The following is a 17886-nucleotide window of genomic DNA, read 5'->3' as shown; positions in this document are numbered from 1 at the left end:
TTGCTGGAACAGGTTCTCATCCTGCTACCCCAGGTGGTATTTGACGGCCTGGTCCTGGGCTTCGTCTACGCCATGGTGGCCCTGGGGTACACCATGGTCTACGGGGTGCTGGAGCTCATCAACTTCGCCCACGCGGAGATCTTCATGATCGGGGCCGTGGTGGGGGTGGAGGTCTTCCGCTACCTGGCTCCCCACCTGGGGAGCGGCTACCTGGTCCTCCTCCTGGCCCTGGTCCTGGGAGGGCTGATCGCGGGGCTCACGGCCATCCTGGTGGAGCGCTTCGCCTACCGTCCCTTGCGCAAGCGGGGCACCACCAACCGCCTGGTTCCCCTGGTGACGGCCATCGGAGTCTCCTTCATCCTCCAGGACCTGGTCCGCCTCATCCAGGGGCTTTGGCACAACGAGTTCTTCCTGCGCATGCGCACCCTGGAGGACCTGGAGGGCGCCTTCGAGCTCTTCGGGGGCTTGGTCTTCGTCCAGACCAAGGCCCTGATCCTCATCGCCGTCTCCCTGGCCATGCTCCTCGGCCTCACCTACCTGGTGAACCGCACCAAGCTGGGGGTGGCCATCCGGGCGGTGGCCCAGGACCTGCAGACAGCAAGCCTCATGGGCATCGACCCCGACCGGGTCATCTCCCGCACCTTCCTGGTGGGGGGCTCCCTGGGCGGGGTGGCCGGGGTACTCTTCGCCCTGCAGTACACCACCATCACCCCCTATGTGGGCTTCCTCCCGGGCCTCAAGGCCTTCACCGCCGCGGTCCTTGGGGGCATCGGCAACATCCCCGGGGCCATGCTGGGCGGGCTGGTGCTGGGCCAGCTGGAGAACTTTTTCGGCACCTACCTGCCCATCCTCACCGCGGGCAACTTCGGCACAGAGTACAAGGACCTGGTGGCCTTCCTCATCCTGGTCTTCATCCTGCTCCTGAGACCCCAAGGCCTCCTGGGGCAGGTGGTGCGGGAGAAGGTATGAGCGCCCTCGGCCTCCTCCTCAGCCTGGGCTACCTGGGGCCTGCCCTCCTCTTCCCCGGGGCCCTGACCCACCTCCTCGGCCTCGGGGTCCTGGCCCTGGTGGCCCTGGGCCGCGCCGACCCCCGGGCGCGGGCCCTGGCCCTCACCTTCCTCACCCTGGGCTTCACCTTGAGCCTCTGGAAGTCGGGGAACACCTTGGGTCTCATCGGCCTGGTGGGGGTGCTGGTGGCCCTCACCACCCTGCCCCGGATCCCCCTTTGGATCCGCGCCCTTTTGGGCTTGGCCATCCTCCTGGTGAGCGTCCCCCTGGCGGGCTTCGCCAACACCTTCATCTTCGAGCTGGGCATCCAGATCGGCATCTACGCGGCCATGGCCCTGGGGCTCAACGTGGTGGTGGGGATGGCGGGGCTTCTGGACCTGGGCTACGCCGCCTTCTTCGCCGTGGGAGCCTACACCTGGGCCATCTTCGGTTCCCCCCAGGCGCGGAACTTCCTGCAAGGGAACTTCCCCCTCCCCGGGGAGTACATGTACCTCTTCATGCTGGTGGCCATCGTCACCACCGCCTTCACCGGGCTCCTCATCGGCTTCCCCGCCCTGCGCCTCCGGGGGGACTACCTGGCCATCGTCACCCTGGGCCTGGGGGAGGTGGTGCGGATCCTGGCCAACAACCTGGACCACCCCATCAACTTCACCAACGGCCCCCAGGGGATCACCCCCGTGGAGCGCCCCCCCATCGACTGGTTCCGCGACCTCACCGCCGCCTTGGGCCTGGGGCTGGACCGCACCACGGACTACCAGCTCTTCTTCTACCTCCTGGTCCTCCTCATCATCGGGATCGTGGTCCTGGTGAACCTCAACCTGGCGAACTCCCGCTTCGGCCGCGCCTGGACCGCCATCCGTGAGGACGAGATCGCCGCCCGCTCCATGGGCATTCCCCTCTTCCCCACCAAGCTCATCGCTTTCATGACCGGGGCGGCCTTCTCCGGGGCCATGGGGGTGATCTTCGCCGCCCAGCGCACCTTCGTTTCCCCCGAGTCCTTCACCCTCCTGGCCTCCATCACCATCCTGGCCATGGTGATCCTGGGGGGGATGGGCTCCATCCCGGGGGCCATCCTGGGGGCGGCGGCCCTCACCATCCTCAACCTGGACCTCCTCAAGACCTTCAGCGAGTTCGTGCGCACCAACCTGCCGCAGATCCCCAGCCAGGTGGACCCCGCCAAGTACGAGCGCCTGGTCTTCGGCCTGGTCCTGGTGCTCATGATGATCTTCCGGCCCCAGGGGCTCATCCCGGAAAGGCGCCATAGGGCGGAGATGGAGGAGGCATGAGGGCCCTCGAGGTCCAGGGGCTCAGCAAGCGCTTCGGGGGGCTGGTGGCGGTGAACGGGGTGAGCCTGGAGGTGAAGCCCGGAGAGATCTTCTCCGTGATCGGCCCCAACGGGGCGGGCAAGACCACCTTCTTCAACCTCCTCACGGGCATCTACCCCCCGGACGAGGGACAGGTCTTCCTCTTCGGCAAGGACGTAACCGGCTTCCCCCCGGACCGCATCGCCCGGGAGGGGGTGGGACGCACCTTCCAGAACATCCGCCTCTTCGGGGCCATGACCGCTGTGGAGAACATCCTGGTGGGAATGCACACCCACATCCGCGTCCCCTACTTCCACGCCCTCCTCCGCACCCCCCTGGCCCGGCGGGAGGAACGGCGGGCCCTGGAGGAGGCCAGAAGGCTTCTGGACTACGTGGGCCTCCTCCACCGCCAGGAGGAGCTGGCCCGCAACCTCCCCTACGGGGAGCAGCGCAAGCTGGAGATCGCCCGGGCCCTGGCCCTGAGGCCCAGGCTTCTCCTCCTGGACGAGCCCGCCGCGGGCATGAACCCCAAGGAAACGGAGGAGCTCCAGGCCTTCATCCAGAGGCTGAGGGACGAACTCGGTATCACCATCCTCCTCATCGAGCACGACATGCGCCTGGTGATGCGCATCTCCGACCGGATCGCCGTCTTGGACCAGGGGGCCAAGATCGCCGAGGGCCCGCCGGGGGAGGTGCGTCAGGACCCCCGGGTGATCGAGGCCTACCTGGGCCGGGGGGCGGCAGGGGGTGGGGCGTGAGCCTCCTGGAGCTCCGCGACGTCCACGCCTACTACGGCCACATCCACGCCCTCAAGGGGGTCTCCCTCAGCGTGGCCCAGGGGGAGATCGTCACCCTCATCGGGGCCAACGGGGCGGGCAAGAGCACCACCCTGCGCACCATCAGCGGCCTGGTGCGGCCCCGGCAGGGGGAGGTGCTCTTCGGGGGAAGGCCCATCCACCGCCTCCCCCCCCACGAGATCGTGGCCCTGGGGGTGGGGCACGTGCCCGAGGGGCGCAGGGTCTTCCCCCGGCTCACCGTGGAGGAGAACCTGGAGATCGGGGCCTTCCTGGAGCGGGACCGCAAGGTGGTGCAAAGGCGCAAGGAGGAGGTCTACGCGCTCTTCCCCCGCCTCTACGAGCGCCGGGCCCAGAAAGGGGGGACCCTTTCGGGAGGGGAGCAGCAGATGCTGGCCATCGGCCGCACCCTCATGCAAGACCCCCGGATTCTCCTCCTGGACGAGCCTTCCATGGGCCTGGCCCCGGTGTTGGTGGACTTCATCTTCGAGATCATCCAAAGGCTTAACCGGGAGGGGCGGACCATCCTCCTGGTGGAGCAAAACGCCCGCCTGGCCCTAGAGGTGGCCCACCGGGGCTACGTGCTGGCCACGGGGGAGGTCACCCTTTCGGGCCCCGCCCGGGAGCTGGCGCAAAACCCCGAGGTGCAGAAGGCCTACCTGGGGGAGGGTTGATGACCCTACCCCGACCCGGGCCGGGAGGACCCCGGCGGGAGGCCTTCTGCCCCCCATACCCAGGCTTGCGCCTCTCCCCGCGGGCGCATATACTTTCCCTGAACCTTTAGGGCTAGCCCCTGGAAAGGAGCCCGTTATGAGAAGAGTCCTCTTGGCCCTCGCCCTCCTGGCCCTCGGCAGCGCCTTGGCCCAGCGCCTGGTGGTGGCCCAGGGCACCGACCCCATCACCCTGGACGCCCCCCTGGCCCAGGACTCCCCCTCGGCCACGGTGGTCACCCACATCAGCGAAACCCTCTTCGAGCTCACCCCCGAGGGCCGGATCGTGCCCCACCTGGCGGAGGGCTTCAGCTTCGCCGACGGCGGCCGCACCCTGGTCCTGCGCCTGCGGCGGGGGGTCACCTTCCACGACGGCACCCCCTTCAACGCCGAGGCGGTGAAGTTCAACCTGGACCGCTTCGTCTCCCGAGAGCTGGCGAGCCCCTTCGCCTTCCTCCTCTCGGAGCTGGAACGGGTGGAGGTGGTGGACAGCCACACGGTGCGCCTCCGGCTCAAAAACCCCTTCGCCCCCATCCTGGCCCACCTCACCCACAGCTCCCTGGCCATGCAAAGCCCCGCCGCCATCCAGCGCCTGGGGGCCCAGTACCGGGACAACCCCGTGGGCACCGGGCCCTACCGCTTCCAGGCCTGGCAGAAGGGGCAGTTCGTGGACCTGGTGCGGAACGAAAACTACTGGGGGGAGAAACCCCCCATCCCCCAGGTGCGCTTCGTCCCCGTGCCCGAGGGCACCACCCGGGTGGCCCTGGTGGAAACCGGCCAGGCCCACGTGGCGGTGCGCATCCCGCCCCAGGACATCGCCCGCCTGCAGGCCAACCGGGCCCTCGAGGTGGTGCGCACCCCGAGCCTGCGCACCATCTACATCTACTTCAACACCCAGCGCCCCCCCTTCAACGACCCCCGGGTGCGCCAGGCCCTGAACCACGCGGTAAACCGGGAGGAGATCCTCCAGTTCGTCCTGGGGGGGATCGGCCGGGTCTCCGACGCCCCCATCGCCCCCGGGATCTTCGGCTACACCGCCGTGGGCCGCTACGAGTACAACCCCCAGCGGGCCCAGGAGCTCCTGCGGCAGGCGGGGGTGAGCACGCCCCTTAGGGTCACCCTCCACTGCCCCACGGGCCGCTACTTCCAGGACATCCAGACCTGCGAGGCCATCCAGGGCCAGCTCCGCCGCGTGGGGGTGGAGGCCACCATCCAGACCCTGGAGTGGGGGGCCTACCTGCAGGAAACCCAGCGTCCCCTGGCGGAAAACCGCATCCAGATGGCCATGCTGGGCTGGGGCACGGTGACGGGGGACGCGGACTACGGGCTTTACCCCCTCTTCCACTCCAGCCAGTGGGCCCCCGGGTTCAACCGGGCCTTCTACCGCAACCCTCAGGTGGACCAGCTCCTCTCCCAAGCCCGCATCTCCACCCTGCCCCAGGGGCGGCAGCAGCTCTACCGGGAGGCCATGGCCCAGATCTGGCGGGACGCCCCCTGGCTCTTCCTCCACTCCGAGCTGCAGGTGACGGCCATCCGCCAGGAGGTCCAGGGCTTCCTCGTCCACCCCACGGAGCGCTACCTGGCCTACCGGGCCCGCTTCCGCTAGGGTAGACCCGGCCTTGGCCCCGTGGGCTCCCCCCACGGGGCCCTTTGCGGAAACGATGCTGACCTACGCCATCCGGCGCCTCCTCATCGCCATCCCTACCCTCTTCGGGGTGGTCCTCCTGGTCTTCCTCATGGTGCGCCTGGCCCCGGGGGACCCAGCGGTTCTCCTGGCGGGGGAGTTCGCCACCCCGGAGACCCTGGAGGCCATCCGCGCCCGCTACGGCCTGGACCGGCCCCTCCCCGAGCAGTTCCTCCTCTACCTGGGGGCCCTCCTGCGGGGGGACCTGGGGGAGTCGGCAAGGAGCCGCAGGCCGGTGCTGGAGGAGCTCAAGACCTACTTCCCCAACACGTTGGAGCTGGCGGTGGCCGCCATCCTGGTGGCCCTCCTCACCGGGATCCCCCTGGGCATACTGGCCGCCCTCCGCCCGGGGAGCGGCCTGGACCTGGGGGTCATGACCCTGGCCCTCCTTGGGGTCTCCATGCCCGTCTTCTGGTTCGGTCTCCTGGCCATCCTCATCTTCTCCGTGAACCTGGGGTGGTTCCCCGTGGCCGGGAAGGGCACCCTGGCCCACCTGGTCCTCCCCGCGGTCACCCTGGGGGTGAACGCCACCGCCCTCCTGGCCCGCATGACCCGGGGGACCCTCCTGGAGGTCCTCTCCCAGGACTACATCCGCACCGCCCGGGCCAAGGGGCTTAGGGAGCGGGTGGTGGTCTTCAAGCACGCCCTGCGCAACGCCATGATCCCCGTGGTCACCGTGGCGGGGCTGGAGTTCGGTACCCTGCTCGCCGGGGCGGTGATCACCGAGACCATCTTCGCCTGGCCGGGGCTTGGGCAGCTTCTGGTGGGCTCCATCCTGGCCCGGGACTACCCCGTGGTCCAGGGGGCGGTGCTCCTCGTGGCCCTGAGCTTCATCCTGGTCAACCTCCTGGTGGACCTCCTCTACGCCGGGATCGACCCGAGGGTGCGCTATGACTAGGCCCTGGCGCCGTTTCCGTAAGAGCCGTCTGGCCCAGGCGGGGGCCTTCCTCCTCCTCCTCTACCTTCTGGGAGCCCTCTTCGCCCCCTTCCTCGCCCCCTACTCCCCCTACACCCAGGACCTGCGGGCCGCCTACGTGCCCCCCCTGGCGGGGGTGAGCCTGAGGGGGCCTGGGGGGGAGTTTGGCCTCCACGTGAGCCCCGCCTTCCGCCACCCCCTGGAGGGGGTGCAGGTGAACTGGGAGGAAAAGTACCCCGTGCGCCTCCTGGTGCGGGGGGAGGAGTGGCGCTGGCTGGGGCTCACGGGGAACCTGCGCCTTTTTGGGGTGGAGGGGCCGGTCCGGCTCCACCTCCTGGGCACGGACGAACAGGGGCGGGACCTCTTCTCCCGCATCCTCCACGGCATCCCCATCTCCCTCACCATCGGGCTGGTGGCGGTGGGGATCGGCCTCCTCCTGGGGGCCCCCCTGGGGGCCCTTTCCGCCTACTTCGGGGGGCGGACCGACCTCCTGGTCCAGCGCCTGGTGGACGTGATGCTGGCCTTCCCGGGGATCCTCCTGGCCATCGTCCTGGTGGCCATCCTGGGCCCTGGGCTCACCAACGCCATGATCGCCGTGGGCATCGCCGCCGTGCCCATCTACGCCCGGCTCGTGCGGGGGGTGGTCCTCTCCCTCAAGGCCCTGGACTACGTGGAGGCCGCCCGGGCCCTGGGGGCCAGCCACGGCCGCATCCTCTTCCGCCACATCCTCCCCAACGCCCTAAGCCCCCTCCTCATCCAGTCCAGCCTGCAGATGGCCATCGCCATCCTCTTCGCCGCGGGGCTGGGCTTCCTGGGCCTGGGGGCGAGGCCCCCCGAGCCCGAATGGGGCCTGATGCTGGCCCGGGGCCGGGAGTACCTGGCGGTGGCCCCCCACGTGGCCACCTTCCCCGGGCTGGCCATCGTGGGCCTGGTCCTGGCCTTCAACCTGCTGGGGGACGCCCTGCGGGACGCCCTGGACCCGAGGGGGCGCTGACGCCCTACCTCAGGGGGGCATGGGCCCGGCCTCAAGGGAGGCTAAAGGGGGGGCCAGGCCCCGGGGGTATGATGGCCTTATGCGGCGAGCCCTCCTCCTCTTGGCCCTGCTGCCCCTCCTGGCCGCCTGCCAGCTGCTGGAGGGGACGGGCTACCGCGTGGCCGAGGCCCAGCTCCTCTTCCCCGAGGCCACGGAGCGCTGGACCTACTTCTACGGGGAGCCCCGGGAGGTGCGGCTTTCGGGGCGCACCCTCCGGCTGGAAGGCCCCCGGGGGGAAAGCCTCTGGGCCGTGCCCGGAGCCCTTTGGGTGAACGAAAACCCCTTCCTCCGGGAGGTGGCCCCCTCCCTCAGGCCCCTGGCCGAGGCGGTGCGGGGCGTGGGGGGAAGCCTGGTGGAGGTGCGCGCCCAGGCCGCCCTGAGGGGCAGCTGGCTCTTCGACGGGGTGGGCTGGGTGCGCCTCACGGGGGGGCTGCGGGCTGGGGAGCGGCGGGCCCTGGTCCAGCCCGCGGGCTACACCGTCCCGGACCTGGAGGCCTTCACCCGGGGGGAGGCCCAGGTGCTCCTGCGGGAGGTCCTGGCCCGGCGGGGGGGGAGGCAGGTGGTGCTGTTTGAGCTCTCGGAGCCTGTCCTAAGGCCCCTCGGGCTGGACCCCGCCCCCGACAGCTACCGGGTAGGGGCCCTCCAGGTGCAGTACGGGCTTAGAGTGGAGGTGGTGAGCCCTCCCGCCCCCCCTTACCGCATCCTGGACCGGGGCGGCAACGCCGCCTACGGGGAGGCCGAGGCCAGGGCCTTCCTGGCCAACAACCCCACCCGCCTCGCCGAGGTGTGGAACCTGGCGGTGGGCAACCGCCTCCCCCGCCCCCCCGCCCCCAGCGTGGACTTCCGCACGAGGAGCGTGGCCGCCTTCTTCTGGGGCCTGAAGCCCACCGGGGGGTACGGGATCGAGGTGGTGGGGGTCACCTACGGGGGCGGGGCCGCCCGGGTGATCCTCAACCTGCAAAGCCCAAGGCCCGGGGCCATCGTCACCCAGGCCCTGACGAGCCCCTACGTGATCCTGGAGCTGGAAAGGGTGAACCGGGTGGTCTTCGCCGACCCCGCGGGGCGGGTGCTGGCGGAGGCCAGGGAGTGAGGCCATCCTCTAACGAGGCCAGGGTGGGGACCCTGGTAAAGGGCAAGCCCCCGGGGAAAATCCAACACCACCCCACGGGGACAAAGTCTGCGTGGGGGCCCCGGTGATACCACCCCACGGGGGCTTCGTCCCCGTGGGGGCTCCGGTGAAAGGGTACCCAAGGTCTCCGGCTTGCCCAAGCGGCGGCAGGGTACTTAGAAAGGGGCTAGCTTTTCCTCTATACTGCTTCCGTGGAAGGGGAAAGCCTGGGCACCCTGGCCCCTTGGGGGAAGGAAGCTCCCCTGGCCCAGGCCCGGGCCCTCCTGGAGGCGGGGCGGGAGGGGGAGGCGGAGGCCCTCCTCGAGGCCTGGAAGGGAAAGGGCCCTGAGGAGGCCGAGCGCCTGGCCCTCCTGGGCTTCACCAAGGCCCGCCGGGGGGACCTCCAGGGGTACCGGAGGCTCGCCCTGGAGGCCGCCAGGAGGGCCCAGACCTCCTTTACCCTCTACCACCTGGGCCTCGCCTTGCCCCCGCGGGAAGGGGTGGTGGCCCTGGAGGAGGCCCTCCACCGCACCCAAAGCCCTAAGGACCAAGGCCTGCTCACCCTGGCCCTGGCCCGCACGAAACGGCGCCTAGGCCGCCTGCGGGAGGCCTTGGCCCACGCTGCCCTGGCCCGCCTCAAGGCCCCGGGAGCTTTTACCACCCTGGAGTGGGCCTGGCTCACCCTCCTGGCCGAAGAGGAGCCATCCCTCCCCGACCTCCTCCGGGAGGTGGAGCCCTTGGCCCTGGAGCCGGGACCCGGCCTCTACGCCCGCTTTCTCGTGGCCCACCTCCGCCTCCTCCAGGGGGAGGAAAAAGCCGCCCGGGCCTACTGGCAGAAGGCCCTGGAGGAAGCGCCCCCCGCAGCCCTCCCCTACCTGGCCCCCGCAGGGGTGCGCCTCTTGGGCCAAGGAGCCCTTCCCCTCCTGCAAGCCGCCCGGCCCTGGGCCCAAGACCCCTATCCCAGGGCCCTGCTCCTCCTCGGGGAGGCCCTGCTGCGGGAGGATAGCCAGGGGGTGAGGGAGCTCCTCCCTTTGCTGGAAAGGGAAGGCACCGGAGAGGAGGTCTTCCGGGCCCGCCTCTTCCTGGGGGAGGAGGCCTCTTCCTCGGGGGAGGTTTCCGGGAGGGGAGGGTGGCTCCTGTGGCCCACCCCTAGGACGAGCCCCGACCCCCACCTCCAGACCCTGGGAGAGGCCAGGCTCTTCGGGAGGCCCCTTCCCCTGCGGCAGGCGGAGCTTCTGGTCCTCCTCCTGGCCCGGCCCGAGGGGTGGAGGGGGGAGGCCCTGGCCCAAGCCCTCTACGGGGACGGGAACACCCCCGCCCTGCGCATGGAGCTCCACCGCCTGCGGGAGCGGGGCCTGGTGATAGGAAGCCGCCCCTACCGCCTGCTTTCCCCCCTAAAGGCGGACTTCCTGGAGGTGGAGGAAGCCCTGCACCAGGGGAACCTTTCCCGCGCCCTCCGCCTCTACCGGGGCCCCCTCCTGACCAACAGCCAGGCCCCGGGGGTGGAGGAGTTGCGGTGGGAGCTGGAGGCAAGCCTGCGGAAGGCGGCCCTCAGCCAGGGAAGCCTCGAGGCCCTCTACGCTTTGGCGGAGCGGCTTAGGGATGACCTGGAGCTCTGGGAGGCCCTCCTGGAGCGCCTTTCCCCCCTGGACCCCCGGCACCCCGCGGTCCTGGCCCGGGTGGAGCGGCTCAGGCGGGAGTGGGGGCTTTAGGGGCCAAAGACCCGGACCAAACAGTGGGGACCTTGGCCGTGGGGAGCCACTCCCCATTCCCCCCAAACGAAGCCCAGGAGAAGCCACGTGCCCTTAAAGCCCCCTAGGAAACATGGCCCCCGCATAACGCCCAAAGAGTTCTATGAGAACCCAATGAGTTACGCGGGGGTTACCTTCCCCTCTGTATCTTGATCCGAATATGGTTGGGGGAAGCCTATAGAGAAAAGCCTTGCCGACCCACGACCTAGAGGGGGGTAAGCCATGCACCTTATCTTCCTTCACCAACTTAGGGCAGAGCTCCTGCTTTCCTTCCAGCAGTTGCGCGTCTACTGGTTCAACCAGCTGGCCAGCCTGGTGGCGGATACCGTCTTCTTCTTCGCCATCGCCATGGGCATCCGGGCCCTGGCCGCCGGGACAGAGGTACCGTTAGGCTTGGGCAACCTCCTCCTCCTCTACGCTGCCTTTGGAATCACCGTGGGGATGTTCCAGAGCATCGCCTTCACCCTGCACAACGAGGCCACCCGGGGCACCCTGGAACACCTGGCCTTGGCCCGGGGAGGGCTTTTGCGGCAGCTTTTTCTGCGGGCCCTGGCGGATACCTTCTTCAACGTGCTCTACAACGGGGTGGTGTTCCTCCTGCTGGTCCTCCTTCTGGGGGTGCGCCTCGAGCCCACCCCTTGGTTCCCTTTGGCCCTCCTCCCCGTGGCCCTCTCCGCCATGGGCTTCGGCTTCCTCATGGGTACCCTGGCCCTTTACTTCAAGCAGGTGATGGGCCTTTTCACCATCCTGCAGTTCCTTCTCCTCCCCTACTTCTTCACCCTCGCCGCCTGGCAGCCCTTCATGGCCTACCTCCCTTTCGCCCCGGGGGCCCACCTCCTGAAGCTGGGGCTCACGGGGGGCGCCTTTGACCCTGGGGTCTTCCTCTTGGCCCTTCTGCAGGGGGTTCTCCTCCTCTCCCTGGGGCTTTTGGCCATGGGGCGGATGTACGCCCTGGTGCGCCACAAGGGCCTTCTGGGGAGGTACTGATGCGCCTTCTGGTGCAAGGAGTCCACAAGCGCTTCGGCCCGGTGCAGGCCCTCGCCGGGGTGAGCCTGGAGCTAAGGGCGGGGGAGGTCCTGGGCCTCTTGGGCCCCAACGGGGCGGGCAAGACCACCCTGGTGAAGGTGATCCTGGGCCTCCTCCTGCCGGAGGAGGGGGAGGTCTACCTGGAGGAGGAGGGCAGGCGGCGCAGGCCCCAGGGGCACGAGTTCGGGGTCCTCCTGGAGGGGAGCCGCAACCTCTACCTCAACCTCCCCCTCCTGGCCAACGCCCTCTACTTCGGGGGCATCCGGGGGCTTAGCCCTAAGGAGGTGCGCCCCCGCTTCCTCCACTGGCTGGAGCGCTTTGGCCTGAAGGAGCGCCTCCACGCCCCTTTGGCCTCCCTCTCCCGGGGCATGCAACAGAAGGCCGCCTTGGCCCTGGCCCTCGCCCTAAGGCCCCGCTTCCTCCTCCTGGACGAGCCCACCCTGGGCCTGGACCCGGTGAGCCGGGGGGAGCTGGAGGCCATCCTCCTGAGCCTCAAGGGGGAGGGGATCGGCATCCTCCTCACCTCCCACGACCTGGCCACGGTGGAGCGGGTGAGCGACCGGGTGGCCTTCCTCCAGGGGGGAAGGCTCCTTCGGGAAGGGCCCACCCGGGCCCTCCTGCGGGAGTGGGCGGGAGAGGGGTACCTCCTCCGCCTGGCCGAGCCCGTGGCCGAGGCCCTGGCGGAAGCCCTGGGCCCGGGGTGGCTGGCGGAGGGAAAGGACCGCCTGGTCTTCCTGGGGGAGTGGGCGGCCCTCAAGGAGGCCCTGCCCCGGGTGCCCGTGGAGGTGCTGGAGGTCTCCCGGGGGGAGCCCAGCCTGGAGACCGTCTTCCTAAGGCTCTTCGGCCGGGAAGCCCCCAAGGAGCCTTCCCCTTAGGGCCCCCACCAGGTACAAGGAGCCCGTGGCCAGGACGGGGAGGCCGTCCGCCCGCGCGGCCTCCACCGCGTGATGAAGGGCCTCCCAGGGCTCCTCAAAGAAGGGCCCGCCCAGCTCCGGACCCAAGGCCCCCTCCCCGGCCCGGGTGTAGCGGACGCTTCTGGCCTTGGGGAGGAGGTGGGCCAGCATCCTTCGCACGTCCTTGCGGGGAAAGGCCCCAAAGACCAGGTGGTAGGCGGCAAACTCCCGGGCCAGGGCCTGGGCCGCCGGGGGGTTGTGGGCCCCGTCCAGGTAGACCTCCACCCCCTCTACCAGGAAGCGCTCCAGCCGGCCCGGATGCCTTGCTTCCCGAAGCCCTCGGGCAATGGCCTCCTCGGGGAAGCCCAGGAGCCTCAGGGCCGCCGCCGCCAGCCGGGCGTTTGCTTCCTGGAAGGCCCCCTTCAGAGCGGGGGGCGCGGGGATGGCAAAGAGGGGGTCTTCCGGGTCCAGGAGGTGGAGGGGGCACCCCCGCGCCGCCGCCACCCGCCGGGCCACCTCCAGGCCCACCCCTTCCGCCCCCGTGACCACGGGGACCCCAGGGCGGAAGGCCCCCGCCTTCTCCCAGGCCACCGCCTCGAGGCTCCCCCCCAGGGCCTCCAGGTGGTCCTCCCCCACGTGGGTGAGCACGGTGAGGGCCACATGGGAGAGGGCGTTGGTGGCGTCCTTCTCCCCCCCCACCCCCGCCTCCACCGCCGCCAGGGCCACCCCCTCCTCCCGGAAGCGGTGGAAGGCCAGGGCGGTGGCCAGGTCGAAGAAGCCCGGGGGCTCGGGCCAGGCCTCCCCCCGGACCCAGGCCACGAAGCCCACCACTGCCCCCTCGGGGATGAGGCCCCGGTGGGTGCGGATCCTCTCCCGGAAGTCCAGGAGGTGGGGGCTGATGTAGGCCCCGTAAGGAAGCCCCCGGGCGCGGAAGGCGGCCTCGAGGTAGGCCACCACGCTCCCCTTGCCGTTTGTGCCCAGGACGTGCACCGCCCGAAAGGCCGCCTCCGGGTGCCCCAGGCGCTCCAGGAGGGCCCGCACCCGCTCCAAACCCCGCGCCCCCTGGCGGCGCTGGGCGAAAAGCCAGGCCAAAGCCTCCCGGTAGGCCATCCTCTCCCCCTAATCCCTCTCCTTCTTCCTCCGGCGCAGGCCTCGAGGCCTCTTTGTCGGAGCCCCCACCCCGGCCTCGTCAGGGTAGGGTGGCATCATCCCTCCGCGTACTGCAAGCGGTAGAGGGTGGCGTAGTAGCCCCCCTTGCGGAGGAGCTCCTCGTGGGTGCCCTCCTCCACCAGGCGCCCCTTCCTGAAGACCAGGATCCGGTCCACCCGGCGGATGGTGGAGAGGCGGTGGGCAATGAGGATGGCGGTCCTCCCCTCCATGGCCCGGTAGAGCGCCTCCTGGAGCCGCCTTTCCGTCTCCGAGTCCACGTTGGCCGTGGCCTCGTCCAGGATGAGGAGGATGTCCGGGCTGGCCAGAAGCGCCCGCACCAGGGCCAGAAGCTGTTTTTCCCCCGTGGAAAGCCCCGCCCCCCGCTCCCCCACCCGGGTGCGGTAGCCCTGGGGCAGGCGCAAAATGGCCTCGTGCACCCCCAAAAACCGGGCCACCTCCTCCACCTGCGCCTCGGGGATGGACTCGTCGAAGAGGCGGAGGTTGTCCAGGATGGTGCCGGAGAAGAGGAAGGGGTCCTGGAGGACGATCCCCACCCGCCGCCGCAGGTCCTCCTGGCGGTACGCCCGGGCGTCCACCCCGTCCAGGAGGACCTGGCCCCGCTGGGGGTCGTAGAAGCGGGCGATGAGGCTCACCACGCTGGTCTTCCCCGCCCCCGTGGCCCCCACCAGGGCCACCTTCTCCCCCGGGCGGATGCGGAAGGAGACCCCCCGCAAGACCCAGTCCTTCTCCCCGGGCTCCACCCCCTTGGGGGTGTAGGCCAACCAGACGTCCCGGAACTCCACCTCCCCCCGGAAGCGGGCGAGGGGCTTGGGGTCCTCGGGGTCTTTCAGCTCCTCCTCCGCGTCCAGGACCCCGAAGATGCGCTCGGCGCTGGCCATGGCCCCCTGGAAGAGGTTGAACTTGTCGGAGAGGTCCTGCAGGGGCTGGAAGAGCTGGCGGGTGTAGTCCACGAAGGCCACCAGGAGGCCCAGGGTCACCGCCCCCCGCACCACCTCCCCCCCGCCGTAGAAGAGGAGGCCCGCCACCGCCAGGTCCCCCAAAAAGCCCACCACGGGGAAGAAGAGGGCGAACCAGCGGACAATCTCCACCCAGGCCTGGAGGAGGTCCTGGGCCTGGCGGTCCAGCTTGGCCTCCCGCTCCCCCTCCTGGCGAAAGAGCTGCACCGTCTCCACCCCGGAGAGGTTCTCCTGCAGGGCGGCGTTGAGGCGGGCCAGGCGGAGGCGCATCTCCCGGTAGGCGGCCCGCATCCCCCGGCGAACCCAGGCGGTGACCAGGAGGAGGACGGGGGCCACCAGGAGGACCACCAGGGTGAGCTGGGGGCTCAGGAAGAACATGAAGGCCAGCAGGCCCAGGATGGTGAAGAGGTCGGCGATCACCCCCACCAGCCCCCCGGTGATGAACTGGTTGATGGCGTCCACGTCGGAGGTGACCCGGGTCATGAGGCGGCCCACGGGGTTGCGGTCGTAGTACCCCGGGTGCAGGCGCATGAGCTTGGCGAAGAGGGCGCTCCGGAGGTCAAAGAGGACCCGCTGCCCCACCCACTGGATGAGGTAGACCTGGCCGTAGGTGGCGGCGAAGTTCACGAAGCGCACCAGCAAGAACCCCAGGCTGATCCAGAGGAGGAGGGCGAGCCTTTCCTCCAGGGGCGCGGGCGCCTCGGGCAGGAAGACCCCGTCGATGGCCCACTTGAAGAAGAGGGGGGTGAGGGCGGCGGTGAGGGTGGTGAGGAGGAGGCAGAGGAGGGCCAGGCCCACCTGCAGCCGGTAGGGCCGCACGTAGGCCAGGATGCGGGCGAAGAGCACCCGGTCAAAGGCCTTGCTGTAGGCGTCCTCCTGGGTCATCCCCCCACCTCCCCCTCCGCCTCCAGGCGCTGGAAGCGGTCCAGCTCCGCGTAGAGGCCCCCGGCCTCCAGGAGGCTCTCGTGGGTCCCCTCCTCCACGATCCGCCCCCCCTCCAGGACGATGATCCAGTCGGCGTGGCGCAGGGTGGCGGTGCGGTGGGAGATGAGGAAGGTGGTCTGGCGGCCCAGGAGGGTCTTCAGGCCCTGGAGGATGCGGGCCTCGGTCTCCGTGTCCACGGCGCTAAGGGCGTCGTCCAGGATGAGGACCTTGGGCCTCTTGGCCAGGGCCCGGGCCAGGGCCACCCGCTGGCGCTGCCCCCCGGAGAGGGTCACCCCCCGCTCGCCGAGGAGGGTTTCGTAGCCCTTGGGGAAGGAGAGGATTTCCTCGTGGATGCCCGCAAGCCTCGCCGCCCACTCCACCCTCTCCCGGTCGGGGGCTTCCAGGCCGAAGGCGATGTTTTCCAGAATGGTCTCGCTGAAGAGGAAGGGCTCCTGGGGGGCCACCCCCACCGCCTGGCGCAGGACCGAGAGGGGGATGCGCCGCAGGGGGTAGCCCCCCAGGTAGACCTCCCCCTCCGTGGGGTCGAGGAGCCGGGGGATGAGGGCGGTGAGGAGGCTCTTCCCCGCCCCCGTGCGCCCGGTGATCCCCAGGGTCATCCCCTCGGGGACGGTGAGGGTGATGTCCTTGAGGAGCCAGCGCCCCCCCACCTCGAGGCCCACCCCCTGGAAGCGCACCTCCCCCGTGAGGTCCTCCGCCCCCAGGGGCAAGGGGTCCTGGTCCCGGATGTGGGGGGTCTGGTCCTGGAGCTCCAGAAGGCGGCGGAGGCTGGTGAGGCCCCGCTGGTACATGGCCATCACCCAGCCCAGGCCCAGGATGGGCCAGGTGAGCTGGGCCAGGTAGGCGTTGAACTGGACCAGCTGGCCCACGGTCATCTCCCCCCGGAGCACCATCCCCCCGCCGGCCCAGAGGACGGTGAGGAAGGCGAAGCCCATGAGGAAGCCCATCAGGGCCTGCATGGGGCCCTCCACCCTGGCCAGGGCCAGGCTTTTTCCCATGTAGGCCCGGTTCAGGTCCTGGAAGCGGGCGAGAAAGCGGCCCTCCAGGGCGTACCCCTTCACCACCCGGCTGCCGCTGAAGGCCTCCTGGGCCAGGGTGCTGATCCGGTCGAAGGCCTCCTGGGCCTCCCGGTAGCGGCGGTCGATGAGCCGCAGGAGCAAGAAGATGACCGAGGCGATCAGGGGGAGGAGGAGGGTGAGGTACAGGGCCAGACGGAGGTTCACCAGGTACATGGAGAGAAAGGCCAGGAGGACGAGGAAGCCCAGGCGGCTGCCCATGAGGATCCCCGGCCCCACCATCTCCCGCACCGCGGAGAGGTCGGTGTTGAGGCGGTTCATGAGGTCCCCCACCCGGGTCCTCTGGTAGAAGGGCCGGTCCAGGCGGAGGAGGTGGTGGAAAAGGTCCTTCCGGAGGTCGTACTCCACCCGGCGGCTGGCGGCCACCGCCAGGCGGCGCATGAGGTAGGAGAGGAGGGCGCTGGCCCCGCCGGAGAGGAGGAGGAAGAGGGCGTAGCGCCCGTAAGGCCCCCCCTCCCCCAAGGCGTCCACCGCCAGGCGCAGGAAGTAAGGGGTGAGGACGAAGAAGGAGATGGAGACCAGGCCCAACGCCACCCCCAGGGCGTAGGGCAGGCGGTAGGGGACGAGGTAGGGGAGGAGCCGGAGGAGAGCTGACCGGCCGGTCATGCCCTAAAGTCTACGCCAAAGCCCATGGGCAAAGGGAAGCGGGGCCACATCCCTCCCCCCGCGCAGGGCGGCATCAGGCCCCCTCCAGCTCCTCCTTGAGGCTCCGCAAGGGGGCCTCCCACGCCTCCCCCAAGGTGAGGAGGCGGTAGGGCTTGTGGAGCCGCCGAGCCGCCTTTTGCAGGAGGCCGGGGATGGGCGGGCAGGCGTAGGAGACCACCAGGAGGAGGCCCCGCACCCGGCCCAGCCGCCCCAGGTAGTGGACCATGCCCAAAAGCTCCCGGTCCGTGGGCAGGTCCAGGGGGAAAAGCCTCTCCCCCTCCTCCCGGAGCCTTTCGGGCGGGAGGTCGGGGAAGTGGGGGAGGAGGCCCACCCGGGCCAGGGCCTCCGCCACCCCCTCCCGGAAGCCCTCGTCCTCCAGGAGGTAGGGCTGGGCCGCCACCCCCACGCTCCCCTGGGGGGTCTTGAGGGGAGGGGGGGGCTTCAGGAGGCCCCGCACCCGGTCCAGGGCCCGGCCTACCAGCATGGGGTTTTGCGTGAGGAGGTGCCCCACCTCCGCCGCCCGGCCCAGGACCCGCTCGGAAAGCTCCGCGGGCACCTTGAGGGCGGGAGGCGGGGCGGGGAAGTAGCGGAGGAGGGCGGCCTCGAGGTCCACAAGCCAGGGGCACCCTCCCCCGCCCCTTTCCGACTCCACCCCTCCCTGGGGGTCAGGGAGGAGGAGGTAGTCCACCCCCTGGGCCTTCAGGGCCGCCACCTGGGCCAGGAGCCCCTGGACGGGGAGGCAGTAGGGCTGGCGCAGGTCGGGCCCCACCCCTGCCCGCACCACCTCCACCCCCAGGGCCTTCAGGTAGGCCTCCCAGAAGGCCAGGTAGCGCCGGGAGAGGAACCCTTCCAGGACGCCCACGCGCATAC

Annotated in this window: 15 protein-coding genes; 11 read left to right on the top strand and 4 right to left on the bottom strand. The window is 70.3% G+C overall.

Going from position 1 to position 17886, the window contains the following annotated elements:
• From ETP66_RS05975 to ETP66_RS05925, 11 genes are all read left to right on the top strand, one after another.
• Entirely contained in the window at positions 1–969 is a 969-nt protein-coding gene (locus tag ETP66_RS05975) for a branched-chain amino acid ABC transporter permease (RefSeq protein WP_130841541.1), read from the top strand.
• The gene (locus ETP66_RS05970) at positions 966–2294 is read left to right on the top strand and encodes a branched-chain amino acid ABC transporter permease (protein ID WP_130841539.1); all 1329 of its coding nucleotides are present in this window, start codon (positions 966–968) and stop codon (positions 2292–2294) included. Before ETP66_RS05975 ends, ETP66_RS05970 begins: the two co-directional genes overlap by 4 nt.
• Positions 2291–3070, top strand: a complete 780-nt coding sequence (locus ETP66_RS05965; protein ID WP_130841537.1) for an ABC transporter ATP-binding protein — start codon at positions 2291–2293, stop codon at positions 3068–3070. The genes ETP66_RS05970 and ETP66_RS05965 overlap by 4 nt, the downstream gene beginning before the upstream one ends.
• The gene (locus ETP66_RS05960; RefSeq protein WP_130841535.1) at positions 3067–3780 is read left to right on the top strand and encodes an ABC transporter ATP-binding protein; all 714 of its coding nucleotides are present in this window, start codon (positions 3067–3069) and stop codon (positions 3778–3780) included. Before ETP66_RS05965 ends, ETP66_RS05960 begins: the two co-directional genes overlap by 4 nt.
• Before the next feature lie 136 nt (positions 3781–3916).
• Positions 3917–5422: a glutathione ABC transporter substrate-binding protein gene (locus tag ETP66_RS05955; protein ID WP_130841534.1), complete on the top strand. Its 1506-nt coding sequence runs from the start codon at positions 3917–3919 to the stop codon at positions 5420–5422.
• A 55-nt stretch (positions 5423–5477) separates the two neighbouring features.
• Positions 5478–6398, top strand: a complete 921-nt coding sequence (gene nikB, locus ETP66_RS05950) for a nickel ABC transporter permease (RefSeq protein WP_130841532.1) — start codon at positions 5478–5480, stop codon at positions 6396–6398.
• The gene (locus tag ETP66_RS05945) at positions 6391–7410 is read left to right on the top strand and encodes an ABC transporter permease (RefSeq protein ID WP_130841530.1); all 1020 of its coding nucleotides are present in this window, start codon (positions 6391–6393) and stop codon (positions 7408–7410) included. Before nikB ends, ETP66_RS05945 begins: the two co-directional genes overlap by 8 nt.
• Positions 7411–7489: 79 nt before the next feature.
• Entirely contained in the window at positions 7490–8539 is a 1050-nt protein-coding gene (locus ETP66_RS05940) for a protease complex subunit PrcB family protein (protein WP_130841528.1), read from the top strand.
• Positions 8540–8769: 230 nt separating this feature from the next.
• Positions 8770–10269 (top strand): hypothetical protein, encoded by a 1500-nt coding sequence (locus tag ETP66_RS05935; RefSeq protein ID WP_236630103.1) that lies wholly within the window; start codon positions 8770–8772, stop codon positions 10267–10269.
• Between the two features lie 261 nt (positions 10270–10530).
• Positions 10531–11295: an ABC transporter gene (locus ETP66_RS05930; protein ID WP_201738479.1), complete on the top strand. Its 765-nt coding sequence runs from the start codon at positions 10531–10533 to the stop codon at positions 11293–11295.
• The gene (locus ETP66_RS05925) at positions 11295–12209 is read left to right on the top strand and encodes an ABC transporter ATP-binding protein (protein WP_130841526.1); all 915 of its coding nucleotides are present in this window, start codon (positions 11295–11297) and stop codon (positions 12207–12209) included. The genes ETP66_RS05930 and ETP66_RS05925 overlap by 1 nt, the downstream gene beginning before the upstream one ends.
• Here the strand turns inward: ETP66_RS05925 and ETP66_RS05920 are convergent.
• From ETP66_RS05920 to ETP66_RS05905, 4 genes are all read right to left on the bottom strand, one after another.
• On the bottom strand, positions 12165–13337 hold the full coding sequence (locus tag ETP66_RS05920; RefSeq protein WP_130841524.1) for a bifunctional folylpolyglutamate synthase/dihydrofolate synthase: 1173 nt from the start codon (positions 13335–13337) through the stop codon (positions 12165–12167). The genes ETP66_RS05925 and ETP66_RS05920 overlap by 45 nt on opposite strands.
• 95 nt (positions 13338–13432) lie before the next feature.
• On the bottom strand, positions 13433–15238 hold the full coding sequence (locus tag ETP66_RS05915; RefSeq protein WP_130841522.1) for an ABC transporter ATP-binding protein: 1806 nt from the start codon (positions 15236–15238) through the stop codon (positions 13433–13435).
• Positions 15235–16977, bottom strand: a complete 1743-nt coding sequence (locus tag ETP66_RS05910; RefSeq protein ID WP_130841520.1) for an ABC transporter ATP-binding protein — start codon at positions 16975–16977, stop codon at positions 15235–15237. Before ETP66_RS05910 ends, ETP66_RS05915 begins: the two co-directional genes overlap by 4 nt.
• A gap of 73 nt (positions 16978–17050) precedes the next feature.
• Entirely contained in the window at positions 17051–17884 is an 834-nt protein-coding gene (locus ETP66_RS05905) for a hypothetical protein (protein WP_130841518.1), read from the bottom strand.
• Positions 17885–17886: the final 2 nt, after the last annotated feature.

Origin of the sequence: Thermus thermamylovorans (assembly GCF_004307015.1) — a bacterium.
GTDB lineage: Bacteria > Deinococcota > Deinococci > Deinococcales > Thermaceae > Thermus > Thermus thermamylovorans.
Note: the sequence above shows the minus strand (reverse complement) of the source record. Positions and strands in the feature narration are given on the sequence as shown.

Bases quoted from the DNA above. Each gene is read 5' to 3' on its own strand.
- ETP66_RS05970 (WP_130841539.1), top strand. From the start codon at position 966: ATGAGCGCCCTCGGCCTCCTCCTCAGCCTGGGCTACCTGGGGCCTGCC.
- ETP66_RS05965 (WP_130841537.1), top strand. From the start codon at position 2,291: ATGAGGGCCCTCGAGGTCCAGGGGCTCAGCAAGCGCTTCGGGGGGCTG.
- ETP66_RS05955 (WP_130841534.1), top strand. From the start codon at position 3,917: ATGAGAAGAGTCCTCTTGGCCCTCGCCCTCCTGGCCCTCGGCAGCGCC.
- nikB (WP_130841532.1), top strand. From the start codon at position 5,478: ATGCTGACCTACGCCATCCGGCGCCTCCTCATCGCCATCCCTACCCTC.
- ETP66_RS05945 (WP_130841530.1), top strand. From the start codon at position 6,391: ATGACTAGGCCCTGGCGCCGTTTCCGTAAGAGCCGTCTGGCCCAGGCG.
- ETP66_RS05940 (WP_130841528.1), top strand. From the start codon at position 7,490: ATGCGGCGAGCCCTCCTCCTCTTGGCCCTGCTGCCCCTCCTGGCCGCC.
- ETP66_RS05930 (WP_201738479.1), top strand. From the start codon at position 10,531: ATGCACCTTATCTTCCTTCACCAACTTAGGGCAGAGCTCCTGCTTTCC.
- ETP66_RS05925 (WP_130841526.1), top strand. From the start codon at position 11,295: ATGCGCCTTCTGGTGCAAGGAGTCCACAAGCGCTTCGGCCCGGTGCAG.
- ETP66_RS05920 (WP_130841524.1), bottom strand. From the start codon at position 13,337: ATGGCCTACCGGGAGGCTTTGGCCTGGCTTTTCGCCCAGCGCCGCCAG.
- ETP66_RS05915 (WP_130841522.1), bottom strand. From the start codon at position 15,238: ATGACCCAGGAGGACGCCTACAGCAAGGCCTTTGACCGGGTGCTCTTC.
- ETP66_RS05910 (WP_130841520.1), bottom strand. From the start codon at position 16,977: ATGACCGGCCGGTCAGCTCTCCTCCGGCTCCTCCCCTACCTCGTCCCC.
- ETP66_RS05905 (WP_130841518.1), bottom strand. From the start codon at position 17,884: ATGCGCGTGGGCGTCCTGGAAGGGTTCCTCTCCCGGCGCTACCTGGCC.